The organism is Methylobacterium komagatae (assembly GCF_042661665.1).
GTDB classification, from domain to species: Bacteria; Pseudomonadota; Alphaproteobacteria; order Rhizobiales; family Beijerinckiaceae; genus Methylobacterium; species Methylobacterium komagatae.
On sequence record NZ_JBHSWN010000001.1, the window covers coordinates 3451708 to 3470380 of the forward strand.

Here is an 18673-nt window from a genome sequence, read left to right on the forward strand (position 1 = left end):
TCAGCCCTCCCGGCCTTCGGGAACGAGCCCGGCCAGGTAGGTGGTGCGCGGCTTCGTGTTCAGATGGCCGAGAAGCGCATAGTTGCGCGGGTCGCGCTTGGCGGCGGCGACCTTGCTTTCGGGATCGGCGATGTTGCCGAAGATGATCGCGCGGGTCGGGCAGGCGCCCTGGCAGGCGGTCTCCACGGCGCCGTCGGGGATCGGGGCGTGGGCGTCCTTTGCGGAGTCGATCCGCGCCGCCGCGATGCGCTGGATGCAATAGGTGCACTTCTCCATGACGCCGCGCGAACGCACCGTCACATCCGGGTTGCGCTGCTGCTGCGCCACCGGGGGCATCCCGCCCGAATAGTCGAGGTAGTTGAAGCGCCGGACCTTGTAAGGGCAGTAGCTCTGGCAGGTCCGCGTGCCGACGCAGCGGTTGTAGACCTGGAGGTTCAGTCCCTCGCTGTCGTGGAGCGTCGCCTCCACCGGGCAGCCGAGTTCGCAGGGCGCCGCCTCGCAATGCATGCAGGGCACCGGCTGAAAATGGGTGGCGGGCGCTTCCGGACCGCCCTCGTAATAGCGGTCGATCCGCAGCCAGCCGAGCCAGCGCCCGCGCGCCACCTCCTCCTGACCGACAACGGGGATGTTGTTTTCCGCTTGGCAGGCCGTGACGCAGGCGTTGCAGCCGATGCAGGCGTCGAGGTCGATCGCCATGCCCCATTGCGCCACTGTCCAGCGATCCTGGGAATCGGGCGGCGGGTAGAAGGACGGCGCGGGAGAGCCCTTCGCGTCGCCTGCGGGCGGGCCGCCCGGCACCTGAGTACGAATGATGGCGCGGCCTTCCTCGTCATCGGGCAGGGCGCCGAGATGCTGCGTCGTGGCGGGCATCTTCCGCTCGCCCGTGCGGACGAGCTTCGCTCCGGCGAGCCGCCAGGGCGTCTCGAGGGGCCGGAGCGCCCCGGCATCGTAGCCGAGACCGCGCGACAGATGATCGGGCACGTCCCGGCCATAGCCGAGACTGAGGGTCACGGTGTCCGCCGCCTGACCAGGCTGGATCCAGGCCGGACCGGTGACGCTCCGAGAGCCCGCCTCGATCCGCACGAGATCGCCATCGGCGATACCCTCGCGGGCGGCCAGTGCGGGGCTCACGGCGATCACGTTCTCCCACACCACCTTGGTCAGCGGCTTCGGCAATTCCTGAAGCCACGCGAGGTCGGCATGGGTACCGTCGTAGAGGGTGCCGTCGGGCCGGAAGACCACGTCGATCCCACCCGCCGGGGCGGATGGGGCAGGCGCGGGGGTGGCGCCCGTGAGGGTGACGGCCTCGACGGGCGCTTGGCTGTCGGGCCAGAAGCCCCGGCGCAGGGCCTCGCCGAAACGCGCCGAGAAGGCGGCCTCGTCCTCGCCCTCGTTGCGCCAGCGGGCCTTCAGGAGATCGAGCGGCTCGGTGGCCTCGCCCGTGCGCGCCAGGGAGGCGACAATCTCCTCCGGCGTGTGACCGTTGTAGAGCGGCGACACGGTCGGCTGGATCAGCCCCACGGTCCCGTCGAGCGAGCGCACGTCGCCCCAGGATTCGAGGGGGTGGGCCAGCGGCAGATGCCAATCGGCATGCGCGCCGGTCTCGTCGTAATAGAGCCCGGCATGGATCTTGAGCGGGACCCGCTCCATCCGTTTGGCGAAATCGAGGGCGCCCGGCGCGTCGTAGACCGGGTTCGCACCCAGCACGATCAGGGCCTCCACCTCGCCCCCGTCCATGGCGGTAGCGAGTTCGCCGAGCGATCCCGCCCCGATCTCGGCGGCGGGCAGGACATGGCGCAGCGTCGCGCCGGTATTGCCGAGGGCGCCGTTCAGGCGATGCACGAGGTCGTGCAGGGCCGGGCTCGCCGCGAGCCCCGCCGTGACGATCCCCGCCCCCCGCGCGGCCGAGAGCGCGTCCCAAGCCCGCCGCGTCCAGCGGGCGGCGAGGTCGTCGCCGGAGGGTTGCGCCCCGCCCGATGCGGCGGCGAGCATCGCCCGCGCGATCGCCTCGACCTGCTCAGAAGAGGCGGGGAGGGCGTCGTCGGCCTTGGCGCTGGTCAGGCCCGGCGTCGGCGCGGCGGAAAAGAGCGGGAGCAGGCGGCCCTGCGCCAGAGCGGCCCGGCGAGCCTCGATCCAACGCCGCGACAGGCCGACCTGCCCGGGGCCGAGATCGAGGAAATCGCCGTCGAGGGAGACGATGGCGCGGGCCTTGGCGAAATCGGGGATGGTCTCGACCGGGCGGCCGAAGGCCCGGCGCGCCCCTTCGTGCAAGCCGTCGCGGGACGAAGCGGCGTACCAGCGCATCTCCGGGTAGGCTTCGCGCAGCTTGGCCAGACCGGCCGCGAGGGTCGGCGAGGTGACCGGGCCTGTGAGCAGGGCGAGGCCCTTGCCACGGGATGCGCGCCACCCTTCCGTGCGCCCGAGCATTGCCGCCTCGAAGTCGGCCCAGGAGGTCGGGCGGCCGAGATGCTGCACCGCTTGGCTGCGGAACGGATCGTAGAGGCCGAGTACGGAAGCCTGGGCGAGCACATCGGTGCCGCCAAGGCTCCAGGGATGGTCCGGGTTGCCCTCGATCTTCAGCGGACGCCCGTTGCGCGTCGTGACGAGGATGCCGTTACCGAATCCGTCGAACAGGGCGCTCGACGCGTAGGAGAGGGAGGTGCCGGGCACGATCCGCTCCGGCTCCTTCACATAGGGTACCTCATAGTCGCGCCCGTTCGGGCTGCAGGCTGCGAGACCGCCGAAGGCGAAGGAGGCGGCCATCAGCTTCAGGAAGCCCCGCCGTCCCGGCTGCATCGCAAGGCGCGACGCCGCGGGGAACTCCACCGCGAGATAGGAGCGGAACTCCTCCGAATCCGCCACGGCGTCGAGGCTGCGCCAGAAGCGCGGGCCGTCGCCGCCCTGAAGGCGGGCGCGCAGGGCGGGAAGATCGGGCACGCCGGTCATCGGTGGCAGATCCCGCATTCGGTGAGCCGCTCGCCGCCGCGGACGTGGTAGCGCTCGGCGAGCTTCGGCCCGAGGCTCGCCTGATCGGCGGGGGGCTTCCAGTTCATGTTCCAAACCTCCGCCGGGGTGCGAAGGTTCTTCTCGGGCGCCTGGTGGCATTCGAGGCAGAATTGCATCTCGAAGGCGTTGGCCCGGTAGGTCATCTGCATCGCCGTCACGTCGCCGTGGCAGCTCGAACAGCCGACCCCCTTGGTCACATGGACCGAGTGGTTGAAGTAGACGTAGCCGGGCAGCTTGTTCAGCCGCAGCCAGACCAGGGGTTTGTCCTGCGCATAGCTCTCGCGCACCGGCTTGAGCATGTCCGAGCCGGTCCAGATCTGCGAATGGCAGGTCATGCAGGTCTCGGTCGGCGGGATCCCGGCGCTCGCCACCTTCTCGACCCCGGTGTGGCAGTAGCGGCAATCGATGCCGAGTTCACCCGAATGGTGCTTGTGGCTGAAGGGCACGGGCTGGCTCGGGGCGATCCCCACCCCTGTGACGTAGCTGGAGCGGACGATCCCCGCCCCCAGCACCGGCACGGCCACCAGACAGGCGGCCAGGGTCATGAGGACGAGGCGATAGATCGCGTCGGCGCCAGGAGAGAAGAGCCTGCGCCGTCCCGGGGCCCGATGGCCGGTCGTCGGCGTTCTCGTTCACCCACCATCCTCCGCCACGCGCCGACCCTCGGCGCCTGTGCACGTGCGAAGGTAGCGTCTCGCCGGACCCCCGCCAGCCCCGGGAATGCGGCCAAACGTGCAACTGTTGCGGGAATCATCGGCTCGTCATGACGGGGGCGGGGGGCAGCCCGTCAGCAGATCCGGCGCGAAAGGAGTGCGGAAAGGGTGTAAGACGCCCTGCCGTCCCACGCCGCGAAAGGCCCGATGGATACCGATCCCCTGCGCATCACATGGCGGAGCGCCCGGCGCCTGCACGCCACGGCCGTCGCCGTCGCAGTGGGCATCGGCGCGCCGCTCTGCACCCTCGCGCTCCTTTGCATGCGTGACCTGATCGGCGTGATGCCTCGCGACGAGGCGCCGAGCGTGCCGTTCCTGCGAATGACGGTAGCGCTTCCGAAGGGGGAATGGGTGCTCGCGCCGGGCTGGCCGATGACGCCCGAGCATCTCGAACTCGCAGGGTTCCTGGGCGTCGCCGTCTGCTCCCTGGCGCTGGCGGGGGTGGGCTGGCTGGTCGCCGCCCTGTGCTTCCGCGCCCAGAACCGCGCGCAGGATGCTTTGCGCGAGCGGGTGATCCGGGCGGTGATCACCGCTCCGGCGGGCGGGCGCGACGACATTCGCGGCGTTGCCCGCTTGATCGGCGAGGTTCTGGGCCGCACCGAACGCCTGCTCGCGGCGGGCATCGTCGTACCGGCCATGACTCTCGTCGCGGTGCTGCTGGCGCTCGGATTCGCCACCCTGGCCGCGCCCCGTCTCGTCCCGGCTGCAGCGGTGGGCCTCGCGGCGGCGGGCCTCGCGGATGCGCTGATGCTCCGTCGCGGGCGGGAGCGGCAGGAACTGCGCCTGCGCACCGCCGCCCGGATCGAGGCCGGGATCGGCGACCTCGTGCGGCGCCTGCCCGCCGTGCGCAACCACGGGGCGGGCGCCCTCGAAATGGCGCGGATCACCGCCCGTGTCGCGGTGAACCGCGCCAAGATCGCCCGCTCGGAAGCACGCCTCGCCTATGCGCGCGGCCCGGCCGTGGCGCTGGCGGCCATCCTGCCAGCGCTCGCCATCGGCACCGCCCTTTGGCGCTCGAACGCCCCCGGCCAACCGGCTTCGCTTCCGGTCGACACGGCCGACCTCGCGGCGGCGGCAGGGGCTTTTGGCGTGGCGGCCTGGCTCGTGGGTGCCTGCGTGCGCCTGTGGCTGACCCGACAGAGCGTGAGGCCGCGCCTGCTCGAACTCTCGCGCATCCTGGCGGCCCTCGACGGGCGCACGGGCTCGCGCGCCGCTCCCCACACCACCCGGCGGCTGCCGGAAGGCGGGCTCCTCGCCGCGCAGGGTGTCGGCGCCTTCGACTCGGCGACCGGCGAGCGTCTGGCGCGGGCCGACGTCGCGGTGACGATGCCGGGCCATGTGGCGATCACCGGCGGGCGGGGCAGCGGCGCCCGGGTGCTGGCGGCGGTGCTCGCCGGGCAGATCGAGCCGACCGCCGGAACCGTGACCTATGCGGGTCTCGACCTTGCGACCCTCGACCCCGTCCAGCGCGCGAGGCGCATCGCCTTCGCGGGGGGCGAGGCGATCCTCGTCGAAGGGACTTTGCGGCAGAACCTTCTCTACGGCGCCCATCCGGCGAAGGCTCCGGACGACATCGCGCTGGTCGGCCTGTGCCGCCTCACCGGGCTCGATGGGTTCGTCTACAGCCGGGGCCTCGAAAGCCGCCTCGATTCGGAGGCCGAGACCGACCTCGGCGCCGCCATCGTCGCCGCCCGGCGGGGCATGCAGGCGGCGCTGGCCGCAGAGGGCGCGGGCCGTCTGATCGAGCCGTTCGACCCGGATCGTTACAATCATCAGGCGAGCGTCGGCGAGAACATCCTATTCGGCACGCCGGTCGGCGGGGCCTTCGCGCCCGGTCGGCTCGCCCGCCATCCCTACATGCGCGCCGTGCTGGAAGCGGAGGATCTGGTCCGGCCGCTCACCGAGATCGGCCTCGCCGTCGCCGCCATGACGGTCGAGATCTTTTCCGAACTGCCCAACGACCATCCGCTCTTCGACGCCTACTCGCTCTTCCCAGCCGCCGAGCGAGGCTATTTCGAAGATCTCGTGGTGCGCCTGCCCTCCGCCAGCGCCCTGCGACGGGGACCGGCGGGCCAGCGCGACCGGAAGCGGCTCATCGGCCTCGCGCTCCGCTACAGCGAGACCCGCCACCGCTTCGGCCTGATCGATCCCGCCTTCGAGGAGCGCCTGCTCCAGGCCCGACGCTCCTTCGCGCGGATGCTGCCCGCCCATCTCGCCGGGGCGGTGGAGTTCCACGATCCGGCCCGGATCAACCCCGCTGCGAGCCTCGAAGAGAACCTGCTCTTCGGACGGGTTAGCCTCGGCGAGGCCAATGCCGAGCCGCGGGTGAGGGCGTTGCTCCGCCGCTTCCTCGCCGATGAGGGGCTGGAGGCCGCCGTCTATCGCCGTGGCCTCGACAGCCCGGTCGATCCGGCGGGCGGCGGTGCCCTGTCGGATGGGGCGATCGGCACCCGCGACCGCATCGCGATCGAACTCATCCGCTGCCTCGCTCGCGAGCCCGACATCCTGGTGGTGGGCGTGCTGGAAGCCCGGCAGCCGGATGATTTCGCGACGCGGATCGCGGGGCTGCGGCGCCTGCGCGCCGGGCGCGGGCTGATCGTCTGCCTGCACGGCGCGGACGTGCCCGAAGGGATCGAACCCTTCGACGCGGTGATCCCGGTGGAGAACAACACCGTCGTGACACGGGAGGACGTGCGTGACGAGGAGGCCGTGCCGGAACCCGCCTGATCCGGCCTCACGCGCGCCGCAAAGCGAGGCGAAGATGCCTGCCTTAACAGTCGGTTAAGCATGATGCTGCTTCTGTCGGCCCGCATCGTGCCCCAGGATCCCGCCCCGGTTCATGCCTCTCCGGAGATGCCTCGCCGCCGCCCTCGTTCTCCTCGCCCTCGGCTCCGCCGTGGCGGCGCAGGACAAGGCGACGGCCCCGATCCCGGCGGGTACGCTGGCGCTGATGGCGGCCAAGGGCACCAGCGCCTCGGCCCCTGTGGTGTTCCGCGCCTACAAGCGTGAATCGGAATTGGAAGTCTGGAAGAAGGCCGCCAAGGGCTACGTCTTCATCAAGTCTTTCCCGATCTGCCGCTGGTCCGGCCAACTCGGCCCGAAGCAGCGCAATGGCGACCGGCAGGTGCCGGAGGGGTTCTATTCGGTGGCACGCCGCCAGATGAACCCGAATTCCAGCTATCACCTGTCCTTCGACGTCGGTTACCCGAACGAGTACGACCGGGCGCACGGCCGCACCGGCTCGGCGATCATGGTTCACGGCATCTGCTCGTCCATGGGTTGCTTCGCCATGACCAACGGGACGGTGGAAGAGATCTACGCCATCGCCCGCGAGGCCCTGGCGGGCGGGCAGGCGGCCTTTCAGTTCCAGGCCTTTCCGTTCCACATGACCGTGGAGAACATGGCCAAGCACCGGGCCGACCCGAACTACGCCTTCTGGCAGAACCTGAAGGAAGGCTCGGATCGGTTCGAGGCGACCGGCGAGGAGCCGCAGGTTTCGGTCGTCGGCGGGCGCTACGCCTTCGCCCCGTCGAAGGATCCGCGCCGCGAGGCGGCCTATGTCACGCGTCATGCCATGGAAGAGGCGCGCATCGCCGCCGCCACGGAGACGATGCCCGCCCTCCGCACCACCTATTCGGATGGGGGGCAGAACGCATTCTGGGCAGCCTACGTCTCGCGCGGCGGCGCGGTGGGCGATATCAGCCGCCCCGAAGCCCTGGCCTTCGCCGCGCAGGAAGTCGTCGTGATGCCCGCCCGGCGGCGGGTGGTCCCGGTGCCCGAATCGGTCTGGACCGGCTGGATCGCCACCTCGACCCTGCCCGGTCAGACTCCGTTCGTGCCCCCTTACGCGAAGCCGCGTGACTCCCTCGCCCGGCTGTCGGACCCGTTCCCGGTCCGCTATGCAGACAGCCTGCCGAGGCTTCTGCGCGACACTCTTGATCGCGAGAACGGTCCACCGGCCCATCGTGCCGGTCTTCTCGCTCTTGCGGCTCCGCTCTAAGGAGTGCCGGACGCCCCGAAAACCTGTTCCGGCAAAGCGTTAGCCGCAGGCATTCCGGACATGGCTGCTTTGTGGGAAGCCGGGCGGCGGACCCGCATCCATGTGCGGCTTCGCACATCGCGACGCGGTCTCATTCCCCAATTCATTGTCCATCAGGGACGAAACGGTAGTCCTGTAATGCGCTTCTACCGGACTTCGCCCACTTTCTCTGGAACGACGACGGGGATCCGATCTTGATCGATCGGATAGGTTCGTCCGAAGTGATCACCATGTCCCACGATCCCGTGCCCCTTCCGGGCATCGCGAAAGACGACCTCGTCCTCAGGTTCTGGGGCGTGCGCGGGTCGACGCCGGTCAGCGGGCCCCAATACGCCGAGTTCGGCGGCAGCACCCCGTGCCTTGAAGTCCGCTGCGGCGAACGTCTGTTCGTTATCGATGCCGGTTCGGGACTGTACAATTTTGGACAGAATCATCGCGCCGACTTGCCGCGTGAAGTCGATCTTCTGTTCAGCCACCTTCATCTCGATCACACAGCGGGCCTGCCCTTCTTCAAGCCGGCGGTGCTCGACTGCGACAGGACCATCCATACCTATTGCGGCAATCTCGGCGGCGAGTCGGCCGGTGCGGCCCTCGACCGCCTGTTCGCCCCGCCGCTCTTCCCGGTTACCTTGAACGATCTGCGCTGCACCTTCACCCATCACGGGTTCGAGGCGGGCGAGCCCCTGGTTTTCGAGGACGGAACCCGCGTCGACACGATCCTGCTGAATCATCCGCAGGGCTCGGTGGGCTATCGCTTCGATCACAATGGCCGACGCCTGTGCATCATCAGCGACATCGAGCATCGTGATCCGTGGCCGGATCCGGCGCTCGCCGAGTTCGTCTCCGGCGCCGACCTGATGGTCTATGACGGCATGTTCACGGATTGCGAATATCCGACCTGCCGCGGCTGGGGCCATTCCACGTGGCAGAAGGGCGTCGAGCTTGCGGAGGCTGCCGGCGTGAAGGCGCTGGCGATCATCCATCTTCATCCGGCCCATTCCGATACGATGCTCCACGCTATGGAGGCCGATCTCAAGGCTGCGATGCCGAGTGCGTTCATCGCCCGCGAGCATCAATCGGTGGTGGTGGGCGCCGAGCAGGTCGACCTGCCGGACGCACTCGGCCCGGCATCCGGCGTCGTTCGCCGGATCCGGGTCGCCTGACCCCACGATCTTCCGTTAGGCCGGGTGATTGCCCGGCGGATTGGTGTAGCACCGGAAGGCGCAGAGCCCGAACAGGGCCGCTCCCACGATCAGCACGCTCCACCCGAAGGGCGAAACCGCCTGCGCGTCGATGGGATGGCCGATCCGGCCGAGGGCCACAAGCAGGCCGAACACGGCGACGAGCGCCGAAGCGAACATTCCGAGTATCATAAGCGTCCCCCGTCGTTGGACTGTCGAACCGGACTGTCCGGGGAATGATTCGGCCGTCCGCCTGTTCCCATGTGAGACGGATCGCGTCTTCACAACGTCGCGCGTGCCGTGGGCCTCTCCCCTGCGGGCTCCGGTTGGGCTAAGGAAGCCCCGGCAGTGGCTTCCCGCACTGCAAGGAGCCCGAGACGACGGTGATGACCGGCCAGGAGACGACAGCTGAATCCCAGCAGGGAACCCCCGCCGGTCCGGCGCGGCGCCCCGACTCGCAGCTCGTGACGATCTTCGGCGGTTCGGGCTTCCTCGGCCGCCATGTCGTCCGGGCCCTCGCCAAGCGCGGCTACCGCATCCGCGTCGCCGTGCGGCGGCCGGATCTGGCCCTGTTCCTACAGCCCCTCGGCAAGGTCGGGCAGATCGTGGCCGTGCAGGCCAACCTTCGCTATCCGGACTCAATCACCCGCGCCTGCGAGCGGTCCGACGTGGTCATCAACCTCGTCGGCATCCTCCAGGAGAGCGGGCCGCAGCGCTTTGCCAAGCTCCAGGCCGAGGGGGCGGGAGCCATTGCCCGCGCCGCCGCCGCAAACGGCGCCCGGATGATCCAGGTCTCGGCCATCGGTGCCGACGCGAACTCATCTTCGGCCTATGCCCGCACCAAGGCCGATGGCGAGGCCCGGGTTCTCGCCGCCTGCCCGGACGCGATCATCATGCGCCCCTCGCTGATCTTCGGGCCGGGGGACAGCTTCTTCAACCGTTTCGCCGGGCTCGCCCGCGCCCTGCCGGTGCTGCCCCTCGCCGGGGCGCAAACCCGGTTCCAGCCGGTCTTCGTGGGTGACGTGGCCGAGGCCATCGCCCGCGCCGTGGATGGGCAGGCCGCCCCGGGCAAGGTCTACGAACTCGGCGGCCCCGAGGTCGCGACCCTCGACCGGCTCGTGCGCTACATGCTCAAGGTGACGCAGCGCAGCCGTGTCGTGGTGGATCTGCCGCTGCCCATCGCCAAGATCCAGGCGCGCGTGCTGGAGGTCGTGAACACCCTGACGCTCGGCATGCTACCGGACGAACTGAAGCTCACCACCGATCAGGTCACCCTGCTTCAGACCGACAACGTGGTGTCGGACTCGGCCAAGGCCGAGGGACGGACGATTGAGGGCCTGGGCATCGTCCCCACCGCCGCCGAGGCCGTCGTGCCGGGCTACCTCTGGACCTTCCGCAAGGCGGGCCAGTTCGCCGAAGGGCGGGGCAACGAATCTCTCGCCGGCGTGCCCGATCTCCTGGCTCCGACGCCGGGGGCCGCGCCTTCCACGCACCGCCCCGAGCGCGCCGCCGGCCCGGCTATCGGCGCCGATGCGGGCAGCAGCCGCATGGGATCGCGGTGGGGGACGCGGGGCTAAGCCCAACACCCTTTCCGAGAGAGCCGGAGCCTCGCGGGTTCAGCCCGCGAGGCGTCCTTTCGCCTGAGCGTATTCCTGCGCCAGCCGCGCGACGAGTTCGGCCGTCGGCGGGGCATCGGTGATGCTGCCGACGCCCTGGCCCGCGCCCCAGACGTCGCGCCACGCCTTCACCTTGTCGCCCCCGAAATTCATCGCGGTCTTGTCGCGCTCGGGCAGCGCGTTCGGATCGAGCCCAGCCTTGACGATGCTCGGGATCAGGTAATTGCCCGGCACGCCGGTGAAGCAGGGCGTGTAGAGGATGTCGTTGGCCGAGGAGCCCGCGATCATCTCGCGATAGCCCGGCGCCGCGTTCGCCTCCTGCGTGGCGATGAAGCGCGTGCCCATATAGGCGAGGTCGGCGCCCATGGCCTGGGCGGCGAGGATCGCAGACCCCGTTGCGATGGCACCCGACAGGATGATTGGCCCGTCATAGAAGCGGCGAACCTCGGAGACGAGAGCGAAGGGTGAAAGGGTGCCGGCATGGCCACCGGCCCCAGCACAGACGAGGATCAGCCCGTCGACGCCCGCTTCCAACGCCTTCTCGGCATGGCGTACCGAGACCACGTCATGGAAGACCACGCCGCCATAGGCATGGACCGGCTTGATCACCGCATCCGGCGCCCGCAAGCTGGTGATGATGATCGGCACCTCGTGGCGGACGCAGGTCTCGACATCCTGTGCCAGCCGGTCGTTCGAGGCGTGGACGATCTGGTTCACCGCGAAGGGGGCGATCTTTCGCGCAGGGTCGGCGGCCTGGGCGTCGGCGAGCGTGGTTTTGATCCGCGTCAGCCACTCGTCCAGCATCGCCTGTGGCCGAGCATTGAGCGCCGGGAACGAGCCGACCACACCCGCAAGGCATTGCGCGATCACGAGGTCCGGCCCCGAGACGATGAACATCGGCGAGGCGATGACCGGAAGGGTAAGCCGCCCGCGCAGCACCGGGGGAAGGCGGCTCTCGGCGGCGGCGCTCACGAGCGGGCTCCCGGCATCGGGCGGCACGAAACTCTCATCCGGCACGTCACGCGGCGTTCTCCCTCGGTCTTGCGGGGAGCTTCCCGCAACCGCTTCGCTCCGCAGCGGGTTGAGTCCCGTCTCGCGGCGGCACGCTGGTTCGCATGCCCCCGCCGGACCTGTCAAACGAGGCCATTGCGATGTTCCGCAGGGCAGGACATCGTTGCAATAGGCCTCTACGCCCTTGCTTCAGCCCTCGGTTCGAAGGTCCGTCTGGCGGTCACAATAGCGCTGAAGCAGAACAACATTCCGCTGAGCGGAACGGGAGGATGTCGTGAGCGAGCGAGACGACCACGGTGTCGCCGCCGACCGGGAGGCGGGCGATGATCCGCGCTCGAAGGCGTTGCGCCACGCCACCTCCGCCGAGCGCGAGGCCGCCGATGTTCCGGGCCTGCCCAATGACACGCCCCGCCGGGATATCAGCCGCGCCGCGATCATCGGCGCCGGGACGATGGGCGGCGGCATCGCGATGTGCTTCGCCAATGCGGGCATCCCGGTGACGGTCATTGAGACCGAGCAGGGCGCCCTGGCACAGGGGCTCAACCGGGTACGGGGACTTTATGCCGGCTCGGCCAAGCGCGGCTCGATCACCGAGGCCGAGCGGGATGCGCGGATCAGCCGGATCACCGGAGCGGTCGGTCTGGCCCATGCGGCGGAGGCCGACATCGTGATCGAGGCGGCGTTCGAGGAGATGGGCGTGAAGCGCACGATCTTCTCCGACCTAAGCCGTGTGGCGAAGCCCGGCGCGATCCTGGCCACCAACACCTCCTATCTCGACGTGGACGCCATCGCCGCCGTCACCGATCGGCCGCAGGACGTGCTCGGGATGCATTTCTTCAGCCCGGCCAATGTGATGCGCCTCGTGGAGGTGGTTCGCGCGGAGAAGACCTCCCCTGATGCGCTGGCGAGCGCCCTCGACCTCGTCAGGCGGCTCAACAAGCTTCCGGTGGCGGTGGGCGTGTGCTTCGGCTTCGTCGGCAACCGGATTCTGGAGAAGCGCAGTCAGGCGGGCGAGCGCCTGCTCCTTGAAGGCGCCCTGCCGCATGAGATCGACGCGGCGGTGACGGAGTTCGGCTTCCGTATGGGGCCCTTCGCCATGAGTGACCTCGCCGGGCTCGATATCGGCTGGCGGTCGCGCAAAGATTTCGGAGGCCGTGCACCCGTGGCGGATTCCCTCGCCGAGATGGGCCGCTACGGCCAGAAGACCGGGCGAGGGTTCTACCTCTATCCCGACAGCGCTCGCACCGGCACGCGAGACCCGGAGGTCGAGGCGCTGATCGGGCGGATCGCCACCGAACACGGCATCGCCCGGCGCAGCTTCACCGCCGACGAGATCGTAGCGCGGCTGATGTACCCGATGGTCAACGAGGGCGCGCGCATCCTTGAGGAGGGCATCGCGGCGCGACCCGGCGACATCGATACGATCTGGATCAATGGCTACAATTGGCCGGCGTGGCGGGGCGGCCCGATGTACTGGGCCGACCAAATCGGCCTCGACCGGATCGCCACCGATCTCTTTCAGTTCGCCGCCGCAACCGGCGACGACACCCTGAAGCCCGCCCCGCTCCTGGCGAGGCTCGCCGCCGAGGGCGGGTGCTTCAGTTGAAGACGGAGCCGAGGCCGCCCTGGAGGCGCGACAGGCCGGACTTGGCGACCGCGTTGCTCGCATCGATGCCGGCAGCGCGCTGGTAGTTCTCCAACGCCTCCTTGCGCTGGCCGGACTTCTCGTAAGCCAGGCCGCGATAGGCCCAGGACGTGGCGTCCTTGTTGTTCACGTTGAGCGCCGCGTTGTAGTCCTCGATCGCCTTCGGATACTGGTTCGTGGCGATCAGGCTCTGGCCGCGCGCGGCGTAGGGCGCCGAGACGAAGGGGTTGCGGTCGATCGCGGCGTCGAAATCGGCGATCGCCTGGGTGTCGAGCCCCTGCTTCTGCTTGACGAGGCCGCGGGCGTGATACGCCTCGGCCGATTCCGGGCTCAGGCGGATCGCGACGTTAAGGTCGCTGAGCGCACCGTCGAGGTTGCCCTGCGCACGCTCGACATTGGCGCGGCCGATATAGGCCGGGCCATAATTCGGATCGATGGCGATGGCCTTCGAGAAGTCCTGAAGGGACGCCGAGTCCCGGCCGATCTGGCGGCTCGCCAGCGCGCGGTTGTTGTAGGCCGAAGCCGAATTCGGATCGAGCTGAATCGCCTTCGTGAAGTCGGCGATGGCTTCGTTGAACTGGCCTGCGCGGGCATAGGCGGCGCCGCGCGTCGTGTAGGCGGCAGCGTCATTGGGGTTGCGCTGCACGACCTCCGACAGGGAGGCGATGTTGCTCGACGTAGCCCCCGTCGTATCCGTCTCGAGGACGGCGTACTGGCGCGCACCCGCGGCGGAGCCCACGGTTTCGCAGCCCGCCAGCCCCGCAGCCGCGATCGCCGCCGCGCCGACCAGCGCGGCCTTCGAAACGAGCCCGTTGCGTTGCGTCATCGCCCCATTCTCCCGGGAGCCACCCTGTCCCGCGGTGCCCCGACCAAAACCCTGTCCGCCCCGGCGCTCAGCGACCGGTTCCGGCAATCCGCGCGCAAATTCGCGCAAGGCGGTGAATGCCCCCTTAAGCCGGGCCGCGATCACGACCGGGCGAACCTTGCAATCGTTGGAAGCGGCGGGATGTGGCGAAGGTATGGCCCGCGCCACCGCCCCGCGAAATCCGCCGCTCCGGCGACCTCGAGGGTTGACCGGTGTGGCACACCGGCCTCAGCGGCCGGTCGCGATTCAGACCTTGAGGCGGGTCACGTGGCCCATCTTGCGGCCGGGGCGCGACTCGCCCTTTCCGTAAAGGTGCAGATGCGCGCCGGGCTCGGCCAGCAGGTCGCGCCATGCATCGACCTGATCGCCGATCAGGTTCTCCATCTCGCACGGTAGGCCGCCGGTGCGGGCCGCGCTGCCAAGCGGCCAGCCGCAGACGGCGCGCACATGCTGCTCGAACTGCGAGGAGAGGGCGCCCTCAATCGTCCAGTGGCCGGAATTGTGGACGCGCGGGGCGATCTCGTTGACCACGAGGCGCTCCCCGCCCTCGCGCACGAGGAACATCTCCACTGCCAGCACGCCGACATAATCGAGCGCGTCCGCGATGCTGCGGGCGATGCGGATTGCCTCCTCGGCCGTCTCCGGCGAAACGCCCTGGGCGGGCACGCGGGTGAAGGCGAGGGTGTGGTTGCGGTGCTCGTTCTCGCAAAGGTCGAAGGCGGCGAAGCTCCCGTCCGCCGCCCGCGCGGCCACGACGGAGACCTCACGCTCGAACGGCACGAAGCCCTCGAGAATCAGCGGCGCACCGCCGAACTCGGCGAAGATCGCGTTCCGGTCGCCCTCGAAGGGTTCGCGGATCATCCGCTGGCCCTTGCCGTCGTAGCCGAAGCGCCGCGTCTTGAGCACGGCGGGCAGACCGATGACGTCCAGCGCGCGCGCGAGGTCGTCGGGGGTGTCGACCGCCTGGAACGGCGCCGTCGGGATGCCGAGGCGGTTGATGAATTCCTTCTCCGACAGCCGGTCCTGCGTGGTGGCCAGGGCGTCGGCGTTGGGGTGCAGCGGCGCGTGGCGCGCCAGCACCTCCGCGGTCGCGCGGGGGATGTTCTCGAACTCGTAGGTCACGACATCGACGGAAGCCGCGAAGGCGGCGAGCGCCGCTTCGTCGTCATAGGCGGCGCAGGTCGTGCGCGCGGCGACGTCGAAGGCCGGGCTGTCCGCGTCGGGCGCGTACACATGGACCTTGAGCCCGTGGTTCGCCGCCGCCAGGGCGATCATCCGGCCGAGTTGGCCTCCACCGACGATCCCGAGCACCGAGCCGGGGGCGATCGCACGTGTCGTCACGGTCCTTGAGTCTCCGGCCGTTCGGCCACCGAGGAAGTTTGCGCGGCGCGCCACGCGTCGAGGCGGCCCGCCAGGGCCTCGTCCGAAAGAGCGAGCACCGCCGCGGCCAGCAACGCCGCATTGACCGCACCCGCCCGGCCGATGGCCAGGGTGCCCACCGGCACGCCCGCAGGCATCTGCACGATGGAAAGAAGGCTGTCCTGACCCGAAAGGGCCTTCGATTCCACCGGCACGCCGAAAACCGGCAGGCTCGTCATGGACGCGGCCATGCCCGGCAGGTGCGCCGCCCCGCCCGCGCCCGCAATCACCACCTTGAAGCCCGCGTCACGGGCGCCCTTGGCGAAGGCTACGAGCCGGTCCGGCGTGCGGTGCGCCGAGACGATGCGGGCATCGTAGGGCACGGCCAGCGCATCGAGGGTCTGCGCGGCATGGATCATGGTCGCCCAGTCCGACTGGCTGCCCATGATGATCGCGACGGGAGGCGCCGACATGCGTGGTTCCAGCAAAAGAGGGCGCTTAACCGCGCGGATCGCGGATCGCAAGGCGTGGGATACGCGAACCCACCGCCTTCAGGCGATGATATCCGGCGTCAGCATGTCCTCGATGTAGGAAATGCGGTCGCGCAGGGTGAGCTTGCGCTTCTTCAGGCGCTGGATCTGGAGTTGGTCTCCGGCCACGCTCCGCTCCAGCGCGTCGATGGCGCTGTCGAGATCGCGATGTTCCTCGCGGAGGCGGGCCAGCTCGGACTCGAGGTCAGCCTGTCCGTTGTCACCCGACTCAGCCGCCATCACGCCCTGGGAAACCGTACACCCTTCGAAGGTCAGAAGCATGCGTCACGCCTCAGCGGGGAGCAAGCGATGGGTACAACCCTTGTGAAAGGATGCCCAGCGAAAACGCTTCGACAGGTGCGCGAACCTGTGCCAGTCTGACGGTGTCAGAACGATGACAGGAGATTCGCCTCATGTCGCTGCAGACGCATCTGAGCCAACTCGCCCGGAAGCACGAAGCCCTCGAGCGTGAGATTCAGGAGGCCATCCACAAGCCCTCGTCTAGCGACCAGCATATTGCCGAACTCAAACGCCGAAAACTTCATCTCAAGGACGAGATGAACCGGCTGCAGGCCAACGGCACCCTGCACTGACATTTCCCAGACATCGCGAAAGGCCGCGTCGTCCTCACGGGCGGCGCGGTTTTTCGTTTCGGGCGACCGGCAAGCCAATGACGGCGGCGACAGCCTGACTGCCCAAAGGGACGAGCCTCGCTTGACTCCCCCGAGCGGCCGAATCAGCTACCTTCACGCCACCGCCGGAGAGCGGGCCGCGAGGAAGCGCCGAATCGATGACGACAGCCAGCCGCTACGCTGAGACCCATGCGGCCTCCATGCGCGATCCCGAGACGTTCTGGCTCGGTGCGGCCGGGGCACTCCACTGGGACCGTGCGCCAAAGCGTGCCTTCGACCCGGGCCAGGGTCCCTACGGCCGCTGGTTTCCGGATGGACGGCTCAACGCCTGCTACAACGCCGTGGACCGGCACGCCGACAGCGACCGCCGCGACCAGAACGCCATCGTCTACGATTCGCCCGTCAGCGGCACGAAGCGCGCCATCACCTATGGCGACTTGCGCGACGAGGTCGCGACGCTCGCCGCCGTGCTGAGGGATCTCGGCGTCGGCAAGGGCGACCGCGTGGTGCTCTACATGCCGATGGTGCCCGAGGCGCTGTTCGGGATGCTTGCCTGCGCCCGGCTCGGGGCGGTGCACTCGGTGGTGTTCGGAGGCTTCGCGGCCAACGAACTCGCCAAACGCATCGAAGACGCGCAGCCGAAGGTCGTCCTCGCCGCCTCCTGCGGCATCGAGCCGAACCGCGTGGTGGCCTATAAGCCACTGCTCGACGCGGCCATCGCCGCCTCGGCGCACAAGCCCGGTGCCTGCCTGATCCTCCAGCGCCCGCAATGTGCGGCGGCGCTGACGCCGGAGCGGGACCGGGACTGGGCCGAGACCATCGCCGCCGCGAAGGCGAAGGGCGCCACGGCGGAATGCGTGAGCGTCGACGCCACCGATCCGCTCTACGTCCTGTACACTTCGGGCACGACGGGCAAGCCGAAGGGCGTCGTGCGCGACACGGGCGGCTATCTCGTGGCGCTCGCATGGTCGATGCCGAATCTCTACGGCGTCGCGCCGGGCGAGACCTATTTCTGCGCCTCCGACATCGGCTGGGTCGTCGGCCACTGCTACATCGTCTACGCGCCGCTCCTGCACGGCTGCACCTCGGTTCTCTACGAGGGCAAGCCGGTGGGCACGCCGGATGCGGGCGCCTTCTGGCGCGTGCTGGCCGAGCACAAAGTGGTGTGCCTGTTCACGGCCCCGACCGCTCTGCGCGCGATCAAGAAGGAGGATCCGCAGGGCGAGCTGGTCGGCGATTACGATCTTTCGTCCTTCCGCTCCCTGTTCCTGGCAGGCGAGCGGGCGGACCCCGATTCCGTGGCCTGGGCCGAGCGGGTTCTGGACCGGCCGGTCATCGACCATTGGTGGCAGACGGAAACGGGCTGGCCGATCGCGGGCAACCCGATCGGGCTCGGTCTCCTGCCGGTGAAGCATGGCAGCACCTGCGTGCCGATGCCGGGCTACGACGTGCGCATCCTCGACGAGGGAGGCAAGGAGGTGCCGCGCGGCACGATGGGCACCATCGCCATCCGGCTGCCCCTGCCGCCCGCCTGCCTGCCGACGCTGTGGGGCTCGGACCAGCGGATGCGGGAGAGCTACCTCTCCACCTTCCCCGGCTATTACGACACGTCGGATGCGGGCATCATTGATGATGACGGCTACATCACCGTGCTCGGACGCACCGACGACATCATCAACGTCGCCGGGCATCGGCTCTCGACGGGCGGGATGGAGGCGGTGTTGTCTGCCCATCCGGACGTCGCGGAATGCGCGGTGATCGGCATCCGCGACACCCTGAAGGGCGAGGTGCCCTGCGGTTTCGTCGTACTCAAGGCCCGTGTGTCCCGCGATCCTGCGGAGATCGAGCGCGAACTCGTCGCCAAGGTCCGTGAGGAGATCGGACCGGTGGCGGCATTCAAGCTGGCGCTCACCGTGCCGCGCCTGCCCAAGACCCGCTCGGGCAAGATCCTGCGCGCCACGATGAAGCGCATCGCCGATGATGAGCCCTGGACGATGCCGGCGACCATCGATGACGCGAGCGTCCTCGATGAGATCGGCAGCAGCCTCAAGGACCGCGGGATCGGAGGGGCCTGAG

The 18673-nt window shown here is 69.3% G+C and carries 15 protein-coding genes; 7 read left to right on the top strand and 8 right to left on the bottom strand.

The window, feature by feature from the left end:
* Both ACFQE0_RS17240 and ACFQE0_RS17245 read right to left on the bottom strand, forming a co-directional pair.
* Entirely contained in the window at positions 1-2946 is a 2946-nt protein-coding gene (locus ACFQE0_RS17240; protein WP_378971830.1) for a TAT-variant-translocated molybdopterin oxidoreductase, read from the bottom strand.
* Complete coding sequence (locus ACFQE0_RS17245) at positions 2943-3551, bottom strand: cytochrome c3 family protein (RefSeq protein WP_378971832.1); 609 nt, start codon at positions 3549-3551, stop codon at positions 2943-2945. Before ACFQE0_RS17245 ends, ACFQE0_RS17240 begins: the two co-directional genes overlap by 4 nt.
* A 315-nt stretch (positions 3552-3866) precedes the next feature.
* Here ACFQE0_RS17245 and ACFQE0_RS17250 point away from each other — a divergent pair, with 315 nt between their 5' ends.
* From ACFQE0_RS17250 to ACFQE0_RS17260, 3 genes are all read left to right on the top strand, one after another.
* Entirely contained in the window at positions 3867-6446 is a 2580-nt protein-coding gene (locus ACFQE0_RS17250; RefSeq protein ID WP_378971834.1) for an ABC transporter ATP-binding protein, read from the top strand.
* Positions 6447-6558: 112 nt separating this feature from the next.
* Positions 6559-7719, top strand: a complete 1161-nt coding sequence (locus ACFQE0_RS17255; RefSeq protein ID WP_378971836.1) for a L,D-transpeptidase family protein — start codon at positions 6559-6561, stop codon at positions 7717-7719.
* A gap of 269 nt (positions 7720-7988) precedes the next feature.
* Positions 7989-8921, top strand: coding sequence for an MBL fold metallo-hydrolase (locus ACFQE0_RS17260; RefSeq protein WP_378975536.1), 933 nt, complete (start codon positions 7989-7991; stop codon positions 8919-8921).
* Between the two features lie 15 nt (positions 8922-8936).
* Here ACFQE0_RS17260 and ACFQE0_RS17265 read toward each other — a convergent pair whose 3' ends face one another.
* Positions 8937-9119 (bottom strand): hypothetical protein, encoded by a 183-nt coding sequence (locus ACFQE0_RS17265; RefSeq protein WP_378971838.1) that lies wholly within the window; start codon positions 9117-9119, stop codon positions 8937-8939.
* A gap of 206 nt (positions 9120-9325) precedes the next feature.
* Between ACFQE0_RS17265 and ACFQE0_RS17270 the strand changes: the two genes are divergently transcribed.
* Complete coding sequence (locus ACFQE0_RS17270) at positions 9326-10516, top strand: complex I NDUFA9 subunit family protein (RefSeq protein WP_378975538.1); 1191 nt, start codon at positions 9326-9328, stop codon at positions 10514-10516.
* Between the two features lie 39 nt (positions 10517-10555).
* Here ACFQE0_RS17270 and ACFQE0_RS17275 read toward each other — a convergent pair whose 3' ends face one another.
* Positions 10556-11452 (bottom strand): NAD(P)H-dependent flavin oxidoreductase, encoded by an 897-nt coding sequence (locus ACFQE0_RS17275; protein WP_378975540.1) that lies wholly within the window; start codon positions 11450-11452, stop codon positions 10556-10558.
* A gap of 388 nt (positions 11453-11840) precedes the next feature.
* Between ACFQE0_RS17275 and ACFQE0_RS17280 the strand changes: the two genes are divergently transcribed.
* Positions 11841-13172 carry a 3-hydroxyacyl-CoA dehydrogenase gene (locus ACFQE0_RS17280; protein ID WP_378971840.1) on the top strand — a complete coding sequence of 444 codons (1332 nt, stop codon included), beginning with the start codon at positions 11841-11843 and terminating at the stop codon, positions 13170-13172.
* Here ACFQE0_RS17280 and ACFQE0_RS17285 read toward each other — a convergent pair.
* From ACFQE0_RS17285 to ACFQE0_RS17300, 4 genes are all read right to left on the bottom strand, one after another.
* Positions 13165-14037, bottom strand: a complete 873-nt coding sequence (locus ACFQE0_RS17285; RefSeq protein WP_378971842.1) for a tetratricopeptide repeat protein — start codon at positions 14035-14037, stop codon at positions 13165-13167. The genes ACFQE0_RS17280 and ACFQE0_RS17285 overlap by 8 nt on opposite strands.
* A 285-nt stretch (positions 14038-14322) precedes the next feature.
* Positions 14323-15417 carry a 5-(carboxyamino)imidazole ribonucleotide synthase gene (locus tag ACFQE0_RS17290; RefSeq protein ID WP_378971844.1) on the bottom strand — a complete coding sequence of 365 codons (1095 nt, stop codon included), beginning with the start codon at positions 15415-15417 and terminating at the stop codon, positions 14323-14325.
* Positions 15414-15908 (bottom strand): 5-(carboxyamino)imidazole ribonucleotide mutase, encoded by a 495-nt coding sequence (purE, locus tag ACFQE0_RS17295; protein ID WP_378971846.1) that lies wholly within the window; start codon positions 15906-15908, stop codon positions 15414-15416. The genes ACFQE0_RS17290 and purE overlap by 4 nt, the downstream gene beginning before the upstream one ends.
* Positions 15909-15986: 78 nt before the next feature.
* Complete coding sequence (locus ACFQE0_RS17300; RefSeq protein WP_378975542.1) at positions 15987-16205, bottom strand: YdcH family protein; 219 nt, start codon at positions 16203-16205, stop codon at positions 15987-15989.
* A 173-nt stretch (positions 16206-16378) separates the two neighbouring features.
* Between ACFQE0_RS17300 and ACFQE0_RS17305 the strand changes: the two genes are divergently transcribed.
* Both ACFQE0_RS17305 and ACFQE0_RS17310 read left to right on the top strand, forming a co-directional pair.
* A complete protein-coding gene (locus ACFQE0_RS17305) occupies positions 16379-16558 on the top strand; it encodes a YdcH family protein (RefSeq protein ID WP_378971848.1) in 180 nt (59 codons plus the stop codon).
* 197 nt (positions 16559-16755) lie between these two features.
* Positions 16756-18672: a propionyl-CoA synthetase gene (locus ACFQE0_RS17310; protein ID WP_378971850.1), complete on the top strand. Its 1917-nt coding sequence runs from the start codon at positions 16756-16758 to the stop codon at positions 18670-18672.
* The last annotated feature ends 1 nt before the right edge of the window (position 18673 follow it).